Here is a 17,502-nt window from a genome sequence, read left to right on the forward strand (position 1 = left end):
TGGGTAAACCGTGAGCGTTTCTCTAAGCCGTCTCGAGCGCCAGCTCGGTTACACCTTCAAGGATCAGGAGCTGATGCTGCTGGCCCTTACGCACCGCAGTTTTGCCGGACGCAACAACGAGCGCCTGGAATTCCTCGGTGATGCCATCCTCAACTTCGTTGCCGGCGAGGCGTTGTTCGATCGCTTCCCTCTGGCCCGTGAAGGCCAGTTGTCGCGTTTGCGCGCACGCCTGGTAAAAGGTGAGACGCTGGCCGTACTGGCTCGCGGTTTCGACCTTGGCGATTACCTGCGACTGGGTTCCGGCGAGTTGAAAAGTGGTGGCTTCCGTCGCGAATCGATTCTGGCCGATGCCCTCGAAGCCTTGATCGGTGCGATCTATCTCGATGCCGGCATGGACATGGCGCGCGAGCGCGTGCTGGCCTGGCTGGCCGGCGAGTTCGAAGGCCTGACGCTGGTCGACACCAACAAGGATCCGAAGACCCGTCTGCAGGAACACCTGCAATCGCGCGGTTGCGAACTGCCACGTTACGAAGTGGTGGATATCCAGGGCGAGCCGCACTGCCGAACCTTCTTCGTCGAGTGCGAAGTGGTCTTACTGAATGAAAAAAGCCGGGGTCAGGGTGTGAGCCGTCGTATTGCCGAACAGGTAGCGGCCGCCGCAGCACTGATTGCCCTGGGCGTGGAGAATGGCAATGACTGATACAAACGCAACTCGCTGTGGCTATGTTGCCATCGTCGGCCGTCCCAACGTCGGTAAGTCGACGCTGCTGAACCACATTCTGGGCCAGAAGCTCGCGATCACTTCGCGCAAGCCGCAGACCACTCGCCACAACATGCTCGGGATCAAAACCGAAGGTGACGTACAAGCGATCTACGTCGACACTCCCGGCATGCACAAGGGTGGCGAAAAGGCGCTGAACCGTTACATGAACAAGACCGCTTCGGCAGCGTTGAAAGACGTCGACGTGGTGATCTTCGTCGTCGACCGCACCAAGTGGACCGACGAAGACCAGATGGTCCTCGAGCGCGTGCAGTACGTCACCGGCCCGTTGATCGTCGCGCTGAACAAGACCGATCGCATCGAAGACAAAGCCGAGCTGATGCCGCACCTGAGCTGGTTGCAGGAGCAGTTGCCGAACGCACAGATCATCCCGATTTCCGCGCAGCACGGGCACAACCTCGAAGCGCTGGAAAAGGTCATCGCCGATCATCTGCCGGAGAACGATCACTTCTTCCCGGAAGACCAGATCACCGACCGCAGCAGCCGTTTCCTCGCCGCCGAACTGGTGCGCGAGAAAATCATGCGCCAGATGGGCGCCGAGCTGCCGTACCAGATCACCGTCGAAATCGAAGAGTTCAAGCAGCAGGGCAAGACCCTGCACATTCATGCCTTGATCCTCGTTGAACGTGACGGCCAGAAGAAGATCATCATTGGCGACAAGGGCGAGCGCATCAAACGCATCGGCACCGAAGCGCGCAAGGATATGGAGCTGCTGTTCGACTCCAAGATCATGCTCAACCTGTGGGTCAAGGTGAAGGGCGGCTGGTCCGACGACGAGCGTGCGCTGCGTTCGCTGGGTTACGGCGACCTGTAAAAATCCCGGTTTTCTGATACGCCAGAAAACCCCCTGTGGGAGCGGGCTTGCTCGCGAATGCGCAATGTCAGTCGACATATACTTTGACTGATTCACCGCATTCGCGAGCAAGCCCGCTCCCACAGTGGTTTTGGGTTGTGTGTAAAACTGCGTTTCTTCATCGAGAACTCAATGTCGCAAAACCCGCCCCCCGCCCAACCCGCCTACGTTCTGCATTCGCGCGCCTACCGCGAAACCAGTGCGTTAGTGGATTTCCTCACGCCGCAAGGTCGGCTGCGGGCGGTGTTGCGCAGTGCGCGGGGCAAGGCCGGGACATTGGCGCGGCCGTTCGTGGCGCTGGAAGTCGAATTTCGTGGCAAGGGTGAGCTGAAGAATGTCGGGCGCATGGAGAGTTCGGGCACCTCGGCCTGGCTTAATGGCGAGGCGCTGTTCAGCGGTCTCTACCTCAATGAGTTGCTGATTCGCCTGTTGCCCGCCGAAGACCCGCATCCGGGGGTATTCGATCACTACGCCGCGACCTTGCTGGCACTGGCTGAAGGTCGACCGTTAGAGCCGTTGCTGCGCTCTTTCGAATGGCGATTGCTGGACGATCTCGGTTACGGCTTTTCCCTGAACAGCGATATCCACGGCGAGGCCATCGCCGCCGACGGTCTCTATCGCCTGCAAGTCGATGCCGGGCTTGAACGGGTCTTCCTGCTGCAACCCGGCCTGTTCAACGGCGTTGAATTATTGGCCATGGCCGAAGCCGACTGGACCGCTCCCGGCGCACTGTCGGCGGCCAAGCGTCTGATGCGTCAGGCGTTGGCTGTTCACTTGGGCGGTCGTCCCCTCGTCAGCCGCGAGCTGTTTCGCAAGCCCTAGCCCCGTGTATGCTGTGCGCCGAATCTTTCCCTTCAGGAGCGCATCCGTGACCACCAGCAATCGCATTCTTCTTGGCGTAAACATCGACCACGTCGCCACCCTGCGTCAGGCCCGTGGTACGCGCTACCCGGATCCGGTCAAGGCGGCGCTGGACGCGGAAGAGGCGGGCGCCGATGGCATCACCGTGCACCTGCGTGAAGACCGTCGGCACATTCAGGAGCGCGACGTACTGCTGCTCAAGGACGTGCTGCAAACGCGCATGAACTTCGAAATGGGCGTCACCGAAGAAATGATCGCGTTTGCCGAACGCATCCGCCCGGCGCACATCTGCCTGGTCCCGGAAACCCGTCAGGAGCTGACCACTGAAGGCGGTCTGGATGTGGCGGGACAGGAAGAGCGCATAAAGGCAGCGGTCGAGCGTCTATCGAAGATCGGCAGTGAAGTGTCGCTGTTTATCGATGCCGACGAGCGTCAGATCGCCGCATCGAAACGTGTCGGAGCGCCGGCTATCGAGTTGCACACCGGGCGTTATGCCGATGCCGAGACACCGACCGAAGTGGCCGAAGAACTCAAGCGCGTGGCGGACGGCGTGGCGTTTGGTCTGGCCCAAGGCCTGATCGTTAACGCGGGCCACGGCTTGCATTACCACAACGTTGAAGCCGTAGCGGCGATCAAGGGCATCAATGAACTGAACATTGGCCACGCGCTGGTAGCGCATGCGTTGTTCGTCGGCTTCAAGTCTGCCGTATCGGAAATGAAGGCGCTGATCCTGGCTGCCGCCAAGCACTAAGCCTCAACACAGAACCCTTGTAGGAGTGAGCCTGCTCGCGATAGCGGTGTGTCAGACAAAAATAATTGACTGACACACCGCTATCGCGAGCAGGCTCACTCCTACATTTGATTGGGGTGTTTGTCAGAGCGGGGCAGGTTCTTGCGCCGGTTTTGACTTGTCGATACCGGGCACATGCAGATTGCCTTCAGCCACTTGATCGCCTTCAAGTTGCGGCTGGGTCACCCAGGTCAGAATGTCGTAATAGCGACGGATGTTCGCCACGAAATGCACCGGCTCGCCGCCGCGGGCGTAGCCATAGCGAGTCTTGCTGTACCACTGCTTTTGCGACAGGCGCGGCAGAATCTTCTTCACATCCAGCCATTTGTCCGGGTTCAGTCCTTCCTTGGCCGTCAGCTTGCGCGCGTCATCCAGGTGACCGCTGCCGACGTTGTACGCCGCCAGGGCGAACCAGGTGCGATCCGGTTCCTTGATCGAATCGTCGAGCTGATCCTTCATATAAGCCAGGTACTTGGCACCGCCCATGATGCTCTGCTTGGGATCGAGGCGATTGGACACACCCATCGCCTGCGCCGTGTTCTGGGTCAGCATCATCAGCCCGCGCACACCGGTCTTTGAAGTGACCGCCGGTTGCCACAGCGACTCCTGATAACCAATGGCCGCCAGCAGGCGCCAGTCGACTTTCTCTTTCTTCGCGTAATTCTTGAAGTGCTGCTCGTATTTCGGCAGGCGCTGCTGCAGGTGCTGGGCGAAGGTCGTGGCGCCCATGTAGCCGAGGACATCGACGTGGCCGTAGTAACGGTCCTTCAGGCGTTGCAGGGTGCCGTTCTTCTGCACCTTGTCCAGATAGGCATTGATCTCGTTGAGCAGGCTGTTGTCTTCGCCCGGGCCAACCGCCCAACTCTGGCTGCGCGCATCACCGAGGTCGAAAGCCACGCGAATATTGGTGAAGTACACCTGGTTCATCGCCACTTCATTGGAGTCGACCAGGGTCAGATCGATCTGGCCTTCATCGACCATGCGTAGCAGGTCGACCACTTCAACCGCGTCGGACTCTTCGTATTCGATGCCGGGAAATTTGTTTTTCAGCTCCGCCAGTTGTTCGGCGTGGGTGCTGCCTTTGAGCACCATGATCTTCTTGCCGACCAGATCGCCAGGATCGGTCGGCCGCGACTGACCGTTGCGATAAATGATCTGCGGGGTGACTTCGAGGTAGGAGTGCGAAAAGCGCACCTGCTTCTTGCGCTGCTCGCTGCTGACCAGGCCGGCGGCGGCCAGCACCGGGCCATTCGGTTTGCCGATCTGGTTGAACAGGTCGTCGAGGTTGTCGGCGGTCTCGATTTTCAGCTCGACACCCAAATCGTCGGCGAAACGCTTCACCAGCTCGTATTCGAAGCCGGTTTCACCACTGCGATCCTGAAAGTAGGTGGCGGGGCTGTTTCGGGTAATCACCCGCAGCACACCATCCTCCTTTACGCGCTCGAGTGTGTTGGGTTTATCAACACAGCCACCGAGCATCAGGAAGAGTCCGGTTGCGATCAGCCATTTGGCGTACCGCGGACGCAAAGCCGTTGGGAAAAACATCTGCGCAGTATACGCAAACGGCTGCGGGCGCCATATCTCGACAGTGAGGGGGTTGTCTGCTAGCGATCACAAAACTGCACGAAACCCCGCAGGAACAGGGCTTGACGGCATTTTGTTACAGTAAAAATAAGCCTGCATCAGACACCGGTTAAATCTGACTTCAAAGGCAGAAACACAGATTGATATCCGAGTGCAACCGTGCGTAGCGTTTCGGGTGATGTTGAGGGCGGTTTAGGCTAGAATGCACGGCCTCAAAGCACACCCCTTCCCGAGGCTGTCCCGAAGATGTTGATCCTGCGCGGCGCTCCTGCCCTTTCTGCCTTTCGCCACAGCAAACTCCTTGAGCAACTGAGCCAGAAGGTTCCAGCTGTCAGTGGCCTGTATGCTGAATTCGCTCACTTCGCCGAAGTCACCGGCGTCCTGACCGGCGACGAACAGCAGGTGCTTGCGCGCCTTCTGAAGTACGGCCCAAGCGTTCCGGTACAAGAGCCGACCGGTCGTCTGTTTCTGGTGTTGCCGCGTTTCGGCACCATCTCGCCATGGTCGAGCAAGGCCAGCGACATCGCCCGCAACTGCGGTCTGAACAAGATCCAGCGTCTGGAGCGCGGTATCGCGTTCTATGTGGCCGGTCAGTTCAGCGACACCGAAGCCCAGCAGATTGCCGACGTGTTGCATGACCGCATGACACAGATCGTCCTGGGCAATCTGGAACAGGCTGCCGGTCTGTTCAGTCACGCCGAGCCGAAGCCGCTGACCGCGATCGACATCCTCGGTGGCGGTCGCGCCGCGCTGGAAAAGGCCAACACCGAGCTGGGCCTGGCTCTGGCCGAAGACGAAATCGACTACCTGGTCAACGCCTTCAACGGCCTCAAGCGCAACCCGCACGACATCGAACTGATGATGTTCGCCCAGGCCAACTCCGAGCACTGCCGCCACAAGATCTTCAACGCCAGTTGGGATATTGACGGCGAGAGCCAGGAAAAAAGCCTGTTCGGCATGATCAAGAACACCTATCAGATGCACAACGAAGGCGTGCTGTCCGCTTATAAGGACAACGCTTCGGTGATCGTCGGCAACGTCGCCGGCCGCTTCTTCCCGGATCCGGAAACCCGCCAGTACGGCGCGGTGCAGGAGCCGGTGCACATTCTGATGAAGGTCGAGACTCACAACCACCCGACCGCGATTGCCCCGTTCCCGGGCGCATCGACCGGTTCCGGCGGCGAGATCCGTGACGAAGGTGCAACCGGCCGTGGCGCCAAGCCAAAGGCTGGTCTGACCGGTTTCACCGTGTCCAACCTGCAGATCCCGGGTTTCGAACAGCCTTGGGAAGTGCCCTACGGCAAACCTGAGCGCATCGTCACCGCGCTGGACATCATGATCGAAGGCCCGCTCGGCGGCGCCGCGTTCAACAACGAATTCGGCCGTCCGGCCCTGACCGGCTACTTCCGTACCTTCGAACAATCGATCAGCACCCCGCACGGTGACGAAGTTCGCGGTTACCACAAGCCGATCATGCTCGCTGGCGGCATGGGCAACATCCGCGAAGAACACGTCAAGAAAGGCGAGATCGTCGTCGGCTCCAAGCTGATCGTCCTCGGCGGCCCGGCGATGTTGATCGGTCTCGGCGGCGGCGCCGCTTCCTCGATGGCCACCGGCACCAGCTCGGCGGATCTCGATTTCGCTTCCGTGCAGCGTGAAAACCCTGAGATGGAGCGTCGTTGCCAGGAAGTCATCGACCGCTGCTGGCAGTTGGGCGACAAGAACCCGATCAGCTTCATTCACGACGTCGGTGCGGGCGGTCTTTCCAACGCCTTCCCGGAACTGGTCAACGACGGCGACCGCGGTGGCCGTTTCGAACTGCGCAACATTCCGAACGACGAGCCGGGCATGGCCCCGCACGAAATCTGGTCCAACGAATCCCAGGAACGCTACGTTCTCGCGGTCGGCCCGGCTGACTTCGAGCGCTTCCAGGCGATCTGCGAACGCGAGCGTTGCCCGTTTGCCGTAGTCGGTGAAGCCACTGCCGAGCCGCAACTGACCGTGACCGACAGCCACTTCGGCAACAACCCGGTGGACATGCCACTGGAAGTGTTGCTGGGCAAAGCCCCGCGCATGCACCGTTCGGTGGTTCGCGAGGCCGAGCTGGGCGATGACTTCGATCCGTCGAACCTCGACATCAGCGAGTCCATCGAACGCGTTCTGCATCACCCGGCCGTGGCGAGCAAGAGCTTCCTGATCACCATCGGCGACCGCACCATCACCGGCCTCGTGGCCCGTGACCAAATGGTTGGCCCATGGCAGGTTCCAGTGGCTGACGTTGCCGTCACCGCTACCAGTTTCGACGTCTACACCGGTGAAGCGATGGCGATGGGCGAGCGTACTCCGCTGGCTCTGCTGGACGCTCCGGCGTCGGGCCGCATGGCCATCGGCGAAACCCTGACCAACATTGCCGCATCGCGCATCAACAAGCTCTCCGACATCAAACTGTCGGCGAACTGGATGTCCGCTGCCGGCCACCCGGGCGAAGACGCGCGTCTGTACGACACCGTGAAAGCGGTTGGTATGGAACTGTGCCCTGAGCTGGGCATCACCATTCCGGTGGGCAAGGACTCGATGTCCATGGCCACGCGCTGGAACGACAACGGCGAAGAAAAAACCGTGACCTCGCCGATGTCGCTGATCGTGACCGGTTTCGCGCCAGTGGCTGACATCCGTCAGACCCTGACCCCGGAACTGCGCATGGACAAGGGCACCACCGACCTGATCCTGATCGACCTCGGCCGCGGTCAGAACCGCATGGGTGCTTCGATCCTCGCGCAGGTGCACGGCAAACTCGGCAAGCACGCGCCGGACGTTGATGACGCCGAGGACCTGAAAGCCTTCTTCGCGGTGATTCAGGGCTTGAACGCCGACGGTCATCTGCTGGCTTACCACGACCGTTCCGACGGTGGTCTGCTGACTTCCGTGGTGGAGATGGCCTTCGCCGGCCACTGCGGGCTGAGCCTGAACCTGGACAGCGTTGCTGAATCCTCGGCGGAAATCGCAGCGATTCTGTTCAACGAAGAGCTGGGCGCAGTGATCCAGGTTCGTCAGGACGCCACGCCGGATATCCTCGCGCAGTTCAGCGCGGCCGGTCTGGGTGACTGCGTGTCGGTGATCGGTCAGCCGATCAATAATGGCCAGATCAACATCACCTTCAACGGTGACACTGTGTTCGAAGGCCAGCGTCGTCTGCTGCAACGTACCTGGGCTGAAACCAGCTACCAGATCCAGCGTCTGCGCGATAACGCCGACTGCGCCGAGCAAGAGTTCGACGTGCTGCTGGAAGAAGACAACCCGGGCCTGAGCGTCAAGCTCAGCTACGACGTCAACCAGGACATCGCCGCGCCTTACATCAAGAAAGGCATCCGCCCTCAGGTTGCCGTGCTGCGTGAGCAGGGCGTCAACGGTCAGGTGGAAATGGCGGCTGCGTTCGACCGCGCCGGTTTCAACGCGATCGACGTGCACATGAGCGACATTCTCGCCGGCCGTGTCGACCTCAACGAGTTCAAAGGCCTGGTGGCCTGCGGTGGTTTCTCCTACGGCGACGTTCTCGGCGCCGGCGAAGGCTGGGCCAAGTCGGCACTGTTCAACAGCCGCGCCCGCGATGCGTTCCAGGGTTTCTTCGAACGTAACGACAGCTTCACCCTCGGTGTGTGCAACGGTTGCCAGATGATGTCCAACCTGCACGAGCTGATCCCGGGCAGCGAGTTCTGGCCGCACTTCGTGCGTAACCGTTCCGAGCAGTTCGAAGCGCGCGTGGCGATGGTGCAGATTCAGGAATCGAACTCCATCTTCCTGCAGGGCATGGCCGGCTCGCGCATGCCGATCGCCATCGCTCACGGTGAAGGTCATGCCGAGTTCGCCAGCGAAGAAGCACTGCTGGAAGCCGATCTGTCCGGTTGCGTGGCGATGCGTTTCGTCGACAACCACGGCAAGGTCACCGAGCGTTATCCGGCCAACCCGAACGGTTCGCCGCGCGGGATTACCGGTCTCACCAGCCGTGATGGCCGCGTGACGATCATGATGCCGCACCCGGAGCGTGTGTTCCGCGCCGTGCAGAACTCGTGGCGTTCGGAAGACTGGAACGAGGACGCACCGTGGATGCGTATGTTCCGTAACGCGCGCGTTTGGGTTAACTAAGCGTCATGTACAAGCTCGGTTTTTTTGTACCTGACAGTCATGTCGAGGTGGTCAAAGGAGCTGTGTTCGCTGCCGGTGGTGGGCGGATCGGTGACTATGACCACTGTGCGTGGCAGGTGCTGGGCCGGGGCCAGTTTCGACCGTTGGACGGCAGTCAGCCGTTTATCGGGGAAGCGGGACGGGTCGAGCAAGTCGAGGAATGGAAGGTTGAGCTTGTGGTGGCGGATGAGTTGATCGTGGCTGTGGTGGCGGCTCTGAAGTTGAGCCACCCCTACGAAACACCGGCTTATGAAGTGTGGCGGCTTGAGGATTTCTGATAGCTGCTGAAACCAGAAACCCGCTGAGAGTGATCTCAGCGGGTTTTTTGTTGCACGCAGTTTGAAGGGATAAATCATTGTGCTGAAGCGGCCATCGGATGCAGTCCGTTCAGCGTTTTATGTCACCGGCGTGAGGTATACCTCCGTGACAAGGGTTTTCGCCAGGTCTTCCACTGTCGTGAACCGTCGATCTTTCAACGCCCAGCGATCAATGAAGAACAGGCCCTTGTCATCGACCTGGATCGGTGTGACGACGATCCCCTCCGTGCGGGACCGGTGAACCAGACGGGTTTCCACGTTTGTCGGCCGCTCGATGAGGAAATGGCCGGTTGCGGTCAATCGCTCTCTGCTGACCGTCGCAACCGGTAAGGCCTGCCTGCCTTGGACTACGCCGACTTCGAGGATGAAGTCACTGCGCAATGCGCGGGTGATACTGGGGGAGCCTTCCTGAACCACTTCCCAATAGCCGCGATGGATCGATTTGGCCAGGTCGGCGGTGGTGTCGCGCACGTGCAGGCTGACGGCGCCCAGCATATCGGCCAGCCCCGGGATGCCGAGATTGTAATTGGTATGGGCGCTGCCGATGAACGCGATCCATTTGTGCGCGCCTTCCGCCAATTGATCCGCTTCGATGACCCGGGAAGCAAAGTAGCTGAACAGCCGGTTGCGCGACAGGTTTTCGTCAGGCAGACCTTTGACATAGCGACTGGCGACGCAATCGAGCGCTCTGACCCGATAACCGTATTTCACTGCCGCCTCGACCACTGCGGTGAAGGTGTCGTCACCTGTGTATGAAGGCATGTGCCCGTTATCCTGGGCCCTGAGGTAGTCCCTGAGTCTCTTGGGCATTACCTTTGTTCGATAGAAGATGTCCAGGTCCGCTTGGTGCAGATCGGTCAGTAAATGTTCCATGTACAGCGTCTTGAATTTGCCCTTGTACTTTTTCAGCTGCGTGATCAGGAAGCGCTTGCTCGACCGCGCGATGTGGGCTTCGCCGACCATGAAACCTGTCCAGCTTCCGTCCCCCACTTGCTTGACGAAAGAATCCGGCGTGGTGCTTTCGCTCACCGTCGGCAGCTCCGCCCTGGCTGGCGGGGTGTAGTCGACGAAGTGGTCGGCGGCCGTTTTGTCCAGCGTCTTGCGAGCCTGGACAAATGCAGCTTGCGCGTCCCGAGCAGCACTGGTGGGTGAGGAATAGAGTGGATCCATGCCACGGGGTTGTCCCTGCATGACTTCGATTTGCTTGTGGTGCGCCAACGGAATATCGAACGCATCGAAGTGCGAGGCGCCGGAACCGACGATGTCCGTGGCCTGAGCGAGCGGCGGTGTGGCCTTGTACGGGGTGGGCAGTGTCACCAGGTAATCGCCTCTTGCCGCTTGTCCATCAACGAGCCGGCCGATGGAATCCACGCTGGTTTTCGCAGGTTGGTCCAGGGCGATGTCATCGATGCGCACCGCAATGGCATCGTGCAGATCCGCCAGCCCAGGCGTGCCGGCGAAGGTGGTCATGCGCGTGTCGTCCACCAGGGCTATCCAGCGTTCTTCCGGTAAATCGGCGAAATCGTCGGCAATGACCTGTTGCGAATAAAAATTCCTTACCTTATTGCTGCGTGGGGTCAGCGGCGAGACGTCGGCCAGCCGCAGAACGTCGTCCAGTTCATAGCAGGTGGAGGCATCCAGCGCCATGATCTTCAGGTTTCTTTGCCGGGCCAGGCGCACCAGTGCCAGATAGGAATACGGCGCGTCGGCTTGATGTCCGAGGGCTTTGTCTACGGCCTTCAGATGCTTTTTGATGTGCCGCCACGACTTGCCACTGTTGAGTTTTTGCAGCTTGAGGGCGAAGACGTCGCCCGGCAGATATTCCAGATAAATGTGCTTGAAACCCTTCTCGATCAGCGCGTCGATGTAGGTGATCATTGCCTGTTTGCTTGCAATGGAGCCAGGGCGGGCACCGATTACCAGGTTCTTGCCGACAAAGGATTCGCTGGCGATCAACTGCGCAAAGGAGCTGTCCGCGCCGATAGCGGCGACGTTGCCGCGGGCGGGGAGGGTGGCCATATCTGCGAAGTGCCCACCGGCGTCCGTGGTCAATTTGGCCACCTGGCTCAAATACACTCGGCGGGTAGAGTCAAGTCCCTGGACTGCGCTATCGAGCATGACCAAAGGGTGGGCCATGTAGTATTCACTTTGTTCCACGAGCTGCGCCCGCATCTGCGGGTTCATGGCCCCTTCGATGCGCGTGTAGTATTTGGGCGGCACGCCGTAGTCTTTATGGGGGCCGGGTGTTTCCGCTATGGCTTCGTACTTCGGGGCGCCGCCACGCAGACGGCTGCGGACCATCACGCCATCGGCGTCGGGTACGGCCGGAATACCGGTCGACAGCAACCGGCCGGTTGTCGGGTCAGGACGATGCAACAAGTAGCGACCGAGTGCATCGGGCTTGTCCGGGATCCACAAGGCCCGACCTTCGAAGATCACCGGCTGCATGCCTTGTCTCAGTGGTATTTCGGGCTCCAGCGGCGCAATCAGTTTCAGCGCTTCATCTGCTTTCGTGCCGGCGGCACTCAGGCGCGCGCTTTTCACATAGAGCTTGAGTGAGCGCAGAGCCGGACGCAGATCGGTGATCAATGCGCCAACGCTGTTGAACAGATAACCCACCAGATGCTGCAGCGCGGCACCGGTGTCGCCTCGTTTGTAAGCGGCGAGGGCGAGCATGGTGTCCTTGAATGCCAACAGCAGGCCGCTGCTCAGGCTCAGAAGAGGGAAAGGCATGGTTGCGATGGCGGTGGCGAACTCGACGCTGGTCCAGATCAGACCCATGATCATCTCGTTGCGACCGACGGTGGTCGCGTGGATGTCGTCGATTTTGCGTTGCAACTTCATGTCATAGAGGGCGTAGCGCACATCACTGACCGGGGCCACCGAGCGAGTCGAATCGTAATGCGCGACACTGGTCGTGGACTTGTTGAGCTCCTGCGGCAAACCTTTCTTCGCCGTCTCGAGAAATGTGCGAACGCGGGTACGCGATTGCACCGGAACCCGACTGGCGAGGTATTCGATCATGCCGGGTTCCTGTTTCAGCAGGTGGTTGAACAGCCTGGCTTCGCGCCAACCAATCCCGTCTGGCGACTCTGGGGTATATAGCAGCACTGGATGGTTGCCGTGGCTGAACAGCCAGGTATCGATCACCCACTCACCGTCGATCATCAGCCGATGCAGCGCGAATTTGTTGCGCATGCTTGCCGAGCTGTCGCCCAGGCTGGCAATGCTGAGTTCCAGCCATTGCAGATCAGTCTCGGAGAGGTGTCCTTTCAGATGGCTTTCGAGCGCCGCGCCGCGCATCTGCCGTTGGGTGACAGCCAGTGTTGTGTTGCGTCTGAAGCCATAACCGGGGCTGGCGGGACTTTGCAGCTGCGCGCGAACCTTGTTGGTGTAACGTTCGCCGATCCAGACACCTGTGACCGAGCGCGCGACGTTTTCAGCGGTCAGCATACTCAGATCGACGCCCTCTGGACCTTTGAAGCGTGCGGAACGAGAGAATTTGGCGTCGAGCAGGCCGAAGTTGTCCGCGTAGCCATCGCGGTACAGGCGGGTATAGGTCAATGGTGCTGGGGTCCACGAAGGCACCACCGAGGTTTGCGAGTACGCCCATACGGTATCCGGATCGACATCATTGGCCGGGCGTTTAAGAAGTGCGTTCAGGGCTTTTTTCGCCTGCTCGTGCACATAGGCGTCGAACTTCGGAAAACTGGTGCCCGACAATGCACGCCCGTTGAACGCCTGCAGGGTGCCTTCGGCTTCTTCGGCCAGTGTCGACAGCGTCCGACGCTTGGCGGCGGTGGTCGAGCGATACCACAGCGGAGTGCCGAAGTCGTAGTCGTCAGTGCGCGTGGCCAGTACGTGCTCGGTCATGGCCCGCAGACAGTCGCTATGCAGGCTGATGTTGGAGAAGGTGAGTTTCTTGTATTCCTCAGCCTCGGGTTTGAACCCCAGGCCGGACAACAGTTTCTGCATGCTTTGACGAAAGCGCAGCGGCGCCCGGTTGAGCAGGTAGGCGCGCGTGCCGTCGGCATCATCACTATGTTTGGCCCAGCCAAGAATATGGGTCTGACAGGCACGCTCGCTGTCGAAAACCTGGAAACATCTGTCGCCGGGGGCATCCGGTGTGCATAGCAATATCCGCTTGAGAGCGCCATTGTCGTCAGTCTGGCGCAGCACCCAAAGATCCAGAAGTTGCGCACCGTGCAAGGTGAGTGTCGCGGCTCGCAGCTGCGCATTGTTACCCGCGCGCAGTTGTTCGATCAGTTGCAGGTCACTGTCCAGCAGGTCGCCCTGCAGTCTGGCGGTATAGGCCAGTGCAACGATCCGCTGATCGAGCATGTCTTCGATGGCCAGACTGAAGGCGGGCAGGGCATGCAGGTTTTGCTGGACCTGGTTGAAGTCGATGCGCGGTTGCAGCGTCATCGCTTGCTCAACCAGCCAGGTCGGGGTGACGTCCGCATAGGTTTCGGGTAGCGGGGCGTTCTTGTAACTCAGGGTCGTGGCGCGAATGAATTTGGATGTGGCCAGTTCGTCGTCGATATGTGGCCCGAGCAAAGCCAGTTCGATGAGATTGCGGCGGTGCTCGAATACGCCGAAACCGGTCACGTGGCGTTTGGTCTTGAGCATCAGATGCTCAGGCTCCAGGTCATCGATTTCAAGCTCATCGCTGAGGCGTTCGAGCCATTGCTGGCGAGCCAGAGTCAGCGGAGTGGCGGCGGCTCCGGTTAATTGCAACAGCGTCTCGCGGGCCTGATCGTATCGATTCAAATGCCCGGCCAGTTCGGCCTTGCGAACGCTGCTAGCGCTGCGATACCAGTCCGGTGCGCTCAGGTACAGCTGACGTTCGAACAGCGCTTGCGCCTGAAGTGCCAGGCGCGGCGCCAGATCCGGCAGAGCGGCGGCAATGGCCAGATCCAGGGCTGTGCGCAACAGGCCGGCGTCGTGTTGCGGATTGTCAACGAGACTCAAAGCCCGTTCGATATCCAGCGTGCGCTTTTCTTGCAATGCATCGTAAAGGTGTTCAAACAGCGGTTTGCTGTCAATCGGTGACAGTTCCAGCGGCCAGATACCCGCAACCCCGACATCGTGATAGCTCACGGGCAGCATCTGCAGAAAACCGTCGCGGTCGGCTTTATGCTTCAGGCACTTGAGCAAATGCCCGTCCAGTTCAGCCAGCGAGTTGAAGAGTTCGATGCCCCTGACCGGAGTGAATAGCACCGCGAAGCCGACGTTTTGCTGTGTCTGCAGATCACTGACGGAGGGGCTGTTTTTTTCGGTGATGACGAAAGCACCGGCCAGTTCCACGGTGGTTTCCTGATAACTGAATCGCAATGCGTAGCTGGCGGGGCGCAGCATCGGCGCCAATGCCAGTTTCTCCAGCAATGCGCCTGCGTCGGCGGACAGCAGGCGATCCTTGACGGCCTGACGCGCCTCATTTTCGATGGCGGTGAAGCCGGCATCGTAGATAAGGAAGGACTTGGCCGGTTTGCCATCGATCCGCTGGCGCTGGTCCATGTTTTCCAGCTGCGTCAGCAGTGTGATCTTGAGAGTCGCGAGCAGCTTTTGACCCTCCACGCTTTTCAGATCGGTGCTGTTCAGGCTTTGGTAAAGCGCGCGGCTGCCTTGCAGAAATTGCTCGCGGTAGGTTTTCAGCAAACCGTTCAGGCGTTTCAGGTAAGCCTGCTCGGTGGTGGGGGCTTGCTCGGCGAGCAGCGGGGTTTCGATCTTGAACAGATGATGAGCGATCTGATTGAGATCGCTTCTGGTCCCTTCAGGCGAGGGGGCGGTGTGCGTGTTCATTGGCATAGTCTTCATGCTGGTGGAGAAGACCTCAGCATGGGGATCGTGAGCGCAACGATGGTGGTACATAGTTATAGCGTCTGGCCTGGGTGCCAGGCGGCCTCTTTCAAGAGGCGTTTGTCAATTTGGCTACCTGGCGCGTTTACCATCTGTCAGAAAATTCTTTTTTTGCGCCCTGACCTGTCAACTCTGACAGTAGGCAAGATTTCCATCTGGAGCGCTAAATGACCTTGTTCCATGGCCTGTCTGGCGCGGAACCCGAGTTTTCTATTGTGGACAGGAGGTCTCACCATGTCTCGAACCCTGTTACCCATGTCATCCGCCCCCTCTGGATCATTGCCCGCTACCCACGCCGAATTGGCTTACCCATCCATCCGGTACGCGAGCAACAACAGCTTGTTGTATCCCTTGGATGCCAGGAAGGGAACCGTTGCAACGATTTTGGTTGCGAATATGCAGGCAGCACCGGTGACGCTCTATTGGGCGATCAAGGATAAAGAGCAGCCGGCGTTCGATCCGATTGTGGTGGATGGCAACACCAGCGGTAACGTTGAAGTTCCGATTCCCTGGCAATGGGTGAGCACTTGTATCGGGCATACGGTACTGATCTGGTACACCGCAACGGTGGATGATCAGCTTAAGGAGTCCCTGGTATTGGAGCTGGAAATACAGGATGTCCGAGCGGAGGATCTTGTCGACTCATTGCCGCAGTTCTTGCACTCCGAGCTTGAGAACGACACTTGGTGGCTCGACATGAAGCAATTTCAGGGCGATGAAATCATCCAGTTCAATGCGTGGCCGTTGATCCAGCCAGGGCAGCGTGTGTTTGTCGTGGCGGCGGGTGATCAGCATCAAATACCCATTCAATTCCGGTGGGTGGCTTTTGACCATGTAGTGACGGATGCCGAAGTCGAGGCCGGCTTCCTGTTCCAGTTCAAACTGTCCCGAGGCTGGATGTCGCGCAGGCAGGAGGCATCATCCCTGACAATCCTGATGGGCGTCATCTGGGATGGCACTGAACCGGTATTTGCGACAGAGAATGATCCTGTTCGTGGCAGCCCGTTGCCACTCAATGCCCAGGACTTTCAGCTGCGCACGACTGCTTTGCTGCGAGTGGATCCGGCTCTGTACTTACCGGCACCGCATCTCGAAAAGTCTGTGCATCACAATAACGACGGCTGGGTGCTCGACCCGCTTGATACGCTTGACGGCACTAACCTCATCATCGACTACGATGGAATGCAAGCTGGAGATATTGTTTGCCCTGTGTTCGAAGGCGCTGCCGGTCCCGGATCTCCAACGCTTGAGTGCCGGACGGTACGGAAAGACGAAGCCCTGCTTGAGTTCCCTGTTCCGCCTTCAGCCATCCGCGCCAACTTTGCCCGGTCGGTCACTCTGGGTTACAGCGTCAGCCATAACGACACGGGGCCCTGGGAGTCCTCGTTGCGAGTCGTCAATGTCCTCGACATCAGCAAGTTACCCGCACCGATGGTTACGCAGGCTAACGACGACGTTCTGGATCTGAGTACTTTCTCGGGGGATGCTGATGTCATTGTCACACCTTGGCCCTATATCGAGCGCGGACAGCTTTGTTCGGCATGGGTCACGGGGAAGTTTGAGGATGGCAGCCCTTATCGGTTCGAGGTGCTGGAATGTGTACCGGTTTCCGAGATTTGGTTGGCGGACGGGGTCAGGGCTTCGTTGTCACGCAAGGATTTGCAAAGAATGGCGGACGGTACGTTATTCGAAGTGCATTTTGCGGTGGATTTCCATGGCAAGACGGATGATGCCCCTACCAGGGTATTTCCGCTTGTGCCGTTGACGTTCAGACGGCCATTGATAGAAATCAGTGAGTTCTTCGAAGAGTTGACGGTTATCACCTATAACGCCGGAGGGATTCTGCAAACGCCCACGATGACTGTCATTTTTGAAAGTGGGGCCGGTTTGGCCGGCATTGGTCGAAACGGTAGTTCAGAGTTTTATTCGGGCCAGCATTTTTTGATGTGTCACGGCGCGGACCATCAAATTCCGCCGCAGGTGCATCGCTTTGATTTTAAGCATCCACTTGAGTACGTTAAGTTTGGATGGGTTTGGAAACAGCGCCTCGGCACGGTGAGTTTCTATGATCAGTTCAATAATGTGCTTGAAGAATTCAGTTTTTCGGATGATACCCGAAGGGGGCTTTGGGTTGAGTTTTCAGCACCGGAAGGCGCGCTCGTTACATCCATGCGAGTTTTGGCTTCGGATTATTCGTTCCTGGATAATTTTACGATGAGGTATCGAGAATGAAGGTGCTGGATAGCTACTTAATGACGGTCCGAGGAGCCGCGGA

General features: G+C 59.1%; 9 protein-coding genes. 7 read left to right on the forward strand and 2 right to left on the reverse strand.

Annotation, left to right across the window (positions count from 1 at the left end):
- Nucleotides 1-10 precede the first annotated feature (10 nt).
- The 4 genes from rnc (at nucleotide 11) to pdxJ (ending at nucleotide 3,246) form a co-directional block, all read left to right on the forward strand.
- Nucleotides 11-700: a ribonuclease III gene (gene rnc / locus ACM6IV_RS17210; protein ID WP_093436904.1), complete on the forward strand. Its 690-nt coding sequence runs from the start codon at nucleotides 11-13 to the stop codon at nucleotides 698-700.
- On the forward strand, nucleotides 693-1,595 hold the full coding sequence (gene era, locus ACM6IV_RS17215) for a GTPase Era (RefSeq protein WP_016771562.1): 903 nt from the start codon (nucleotides 693-695) through the stop codon (nucleotides 1,593-1,595). Before rnc ends, era begins: the two co-directional genes overlap by 8 nt.
- Nucleotides 1,596-1,766: 171 nt before the next feature.
- Nucleotides 1,767-2,456, forward strand: a complete 690-nt coding sequence (recO, locus tag ACM6IV_RS17220) for a DNA repair protein RecO (protein ID WP_414870911.1) — start codon at nucleotides 1,767-1,769, stop codon at nucleotides 2,454-2,456.
- Between the two features lie 46 nt (nucleotides 2,457-2,502).
- Nucleotides 2,503-3,246: a pyridoxine 5'-phosphate synthase gene (gene pdxJ / locus ACM6IV_RS17225; RefSeq protein WP_414870912.1), complete on the forward strand. Its 744-nt coding sequence runs from the start codon at nucleotides 2,503-2,505 to the stop codon at nucleotides 3,244-3,246.
- A gap of 123 nt (nucleotides 3,247-3,369) precedes the next feature.
- Here pdxJ and mltF read toward each other — a convergent pair whose 3' ends face one another.
- Nucleotides 3,370-4,830 carry a membrane-bound lytic murein transglycosylase MltF gene (gene mltF / locus ACM6IV_RS17230; protein ID WP_414870913.1) on the reverse strand — a complete coding sequence of 487 codons (1,461 nt, stop codon included), beginning with the start codon at nucleotides 4,828-4,830 and terminating at the stop codon, nucleotides 3,370-3,372.
- A 285-nt stretch (nucleotides 4,831-5,115) separates the two neighbouring features.
- Here mltF and purL point away from each other — a divergent pair, with 285 nt between their 5' ends.
- A complete protein-coding gene (gene purL / locus ACM6IV_RS17235) occupies nucleotides 5,116-9,012 on the forward strand; it encodes a phosphoribosylformylglycinamidine synthase (protein WP_414870914.1) in 3,897 nt (1,298 codons plus the stop codon).
- Nucleotides 9,013-9,017: 5 nt separating this feature from the next.
- The gene (locus tag ACM6IV_RS17240; RefSeq protein WP_414870915.1) at nucleotides 9,018-9,329 is read left to right on the forward strand and encodes an NGG1p interacting factor NIF3; all 312 of its coding nucleotides are present in this window, start codon (nucleotides 9,018-9,020) and stop codon (nucleotides 9,327-9,329) included.
- A 117-nt stretch (nucleotides 9,330-9,446) separates the two neighbouring features.
- Here the strand turns inward: ACM6IV_RS17240 and ACM6IV_RS17245 are convergent, their stop codons facing one another.
- Nucleotides 9,447-15,170, reverse strand: a complete 5,724-nt coding sequence (locus ACM6IV_RS17245) for a toxin (protein ID WP_414870916.1) — start codon at nucleotides 15,168-15,170, stop codon at nucleotides 9,447-9,449.
- Nucleotides 15,171-15,461: 291 nt separating this feature from the next.
- Here ACM6IV_RS17245 and ACM6IV_RS17250 point away from each other — a divergent pair, with 291 nt between their 5' ends.
- Nucleotides 15,462-17,459: a hypothetical protein gene (locus ACM6IV_RS17250; RefSeq protein ID WP_414870917.1), complete on the forward strand. Its 1,998-nt coding sequence runs from the start codon at nucleotides 15,462-15,464 to the stop codon at nucleotides 17,457-17,459.
- Nucleotides 17,460-17,502 lie beyond the last annotated feature (43 nt).

Source organism: Pseudomonas sp. IT-347P, from assembly GCF_949768005.1.
In the GTDB taxonomy this organism is placed as follows: domain Bacteria; phylum Pseudomonadota; class Gammaproteobacteria; order Pseudomonadales; family Pseudomonadaceae; genus Aquipseudomonas.

What these genes read in the sequence shown, in the direction of transcription:
- era (WP_016771562.1), top strand. Translation starts at nt 693, where the DNA reads ATGACTGATACAAACGCAACTCGCTGTGGCTATGTTGCCATCGTCGGC.
- recO (WP_414870911.1), top strand. Translation starts at nt 1,767, where the DNA reads ATGTCGCAAAACCCGCCCCCCGCCCAACCCGCCTACGTTCTGCATTCG.
- mltF (WP_414870913.1), bottom strand. Translation starts at nt 4,830, where the DNA reads ATGTTTTTCCCAACGGCTTTGCGTCCGCGGTACGCCAAATGGCTGATC.
- purL (WP_414870914.1), top strand. Translation starts at nt 5,116, where the DNA reads ATGTTGATCCTGCGCGGCGCTCCTGCCCTTTCTGCCTTTCGCCACAGC.
- ACM6IV_RS17240 (WP_414870915.1), top strand. Translation starts at nt 9,018, where the DNA reads ATGTACAAGCTCGGTTTTTTTGTACCTGACAGTCATGTCGAGGTGGTC.
- ACM6IV_RS17245 (WP_414870916.1), bottom strand. Translation starts at nt 15,170, where the DNA reads ATGAACACGCACACCGCCCCCTCGCCTGAAGGGACCAGAAGCGATCTC.
- ACM6IV_RS17250 (WP_414870917.1), top strand. Translation starts at nt 15,462, where the DNA reads ATGTCTCGAACCCTGTTACCCATGTCATCCGCCCCCTCTGGATCATTG.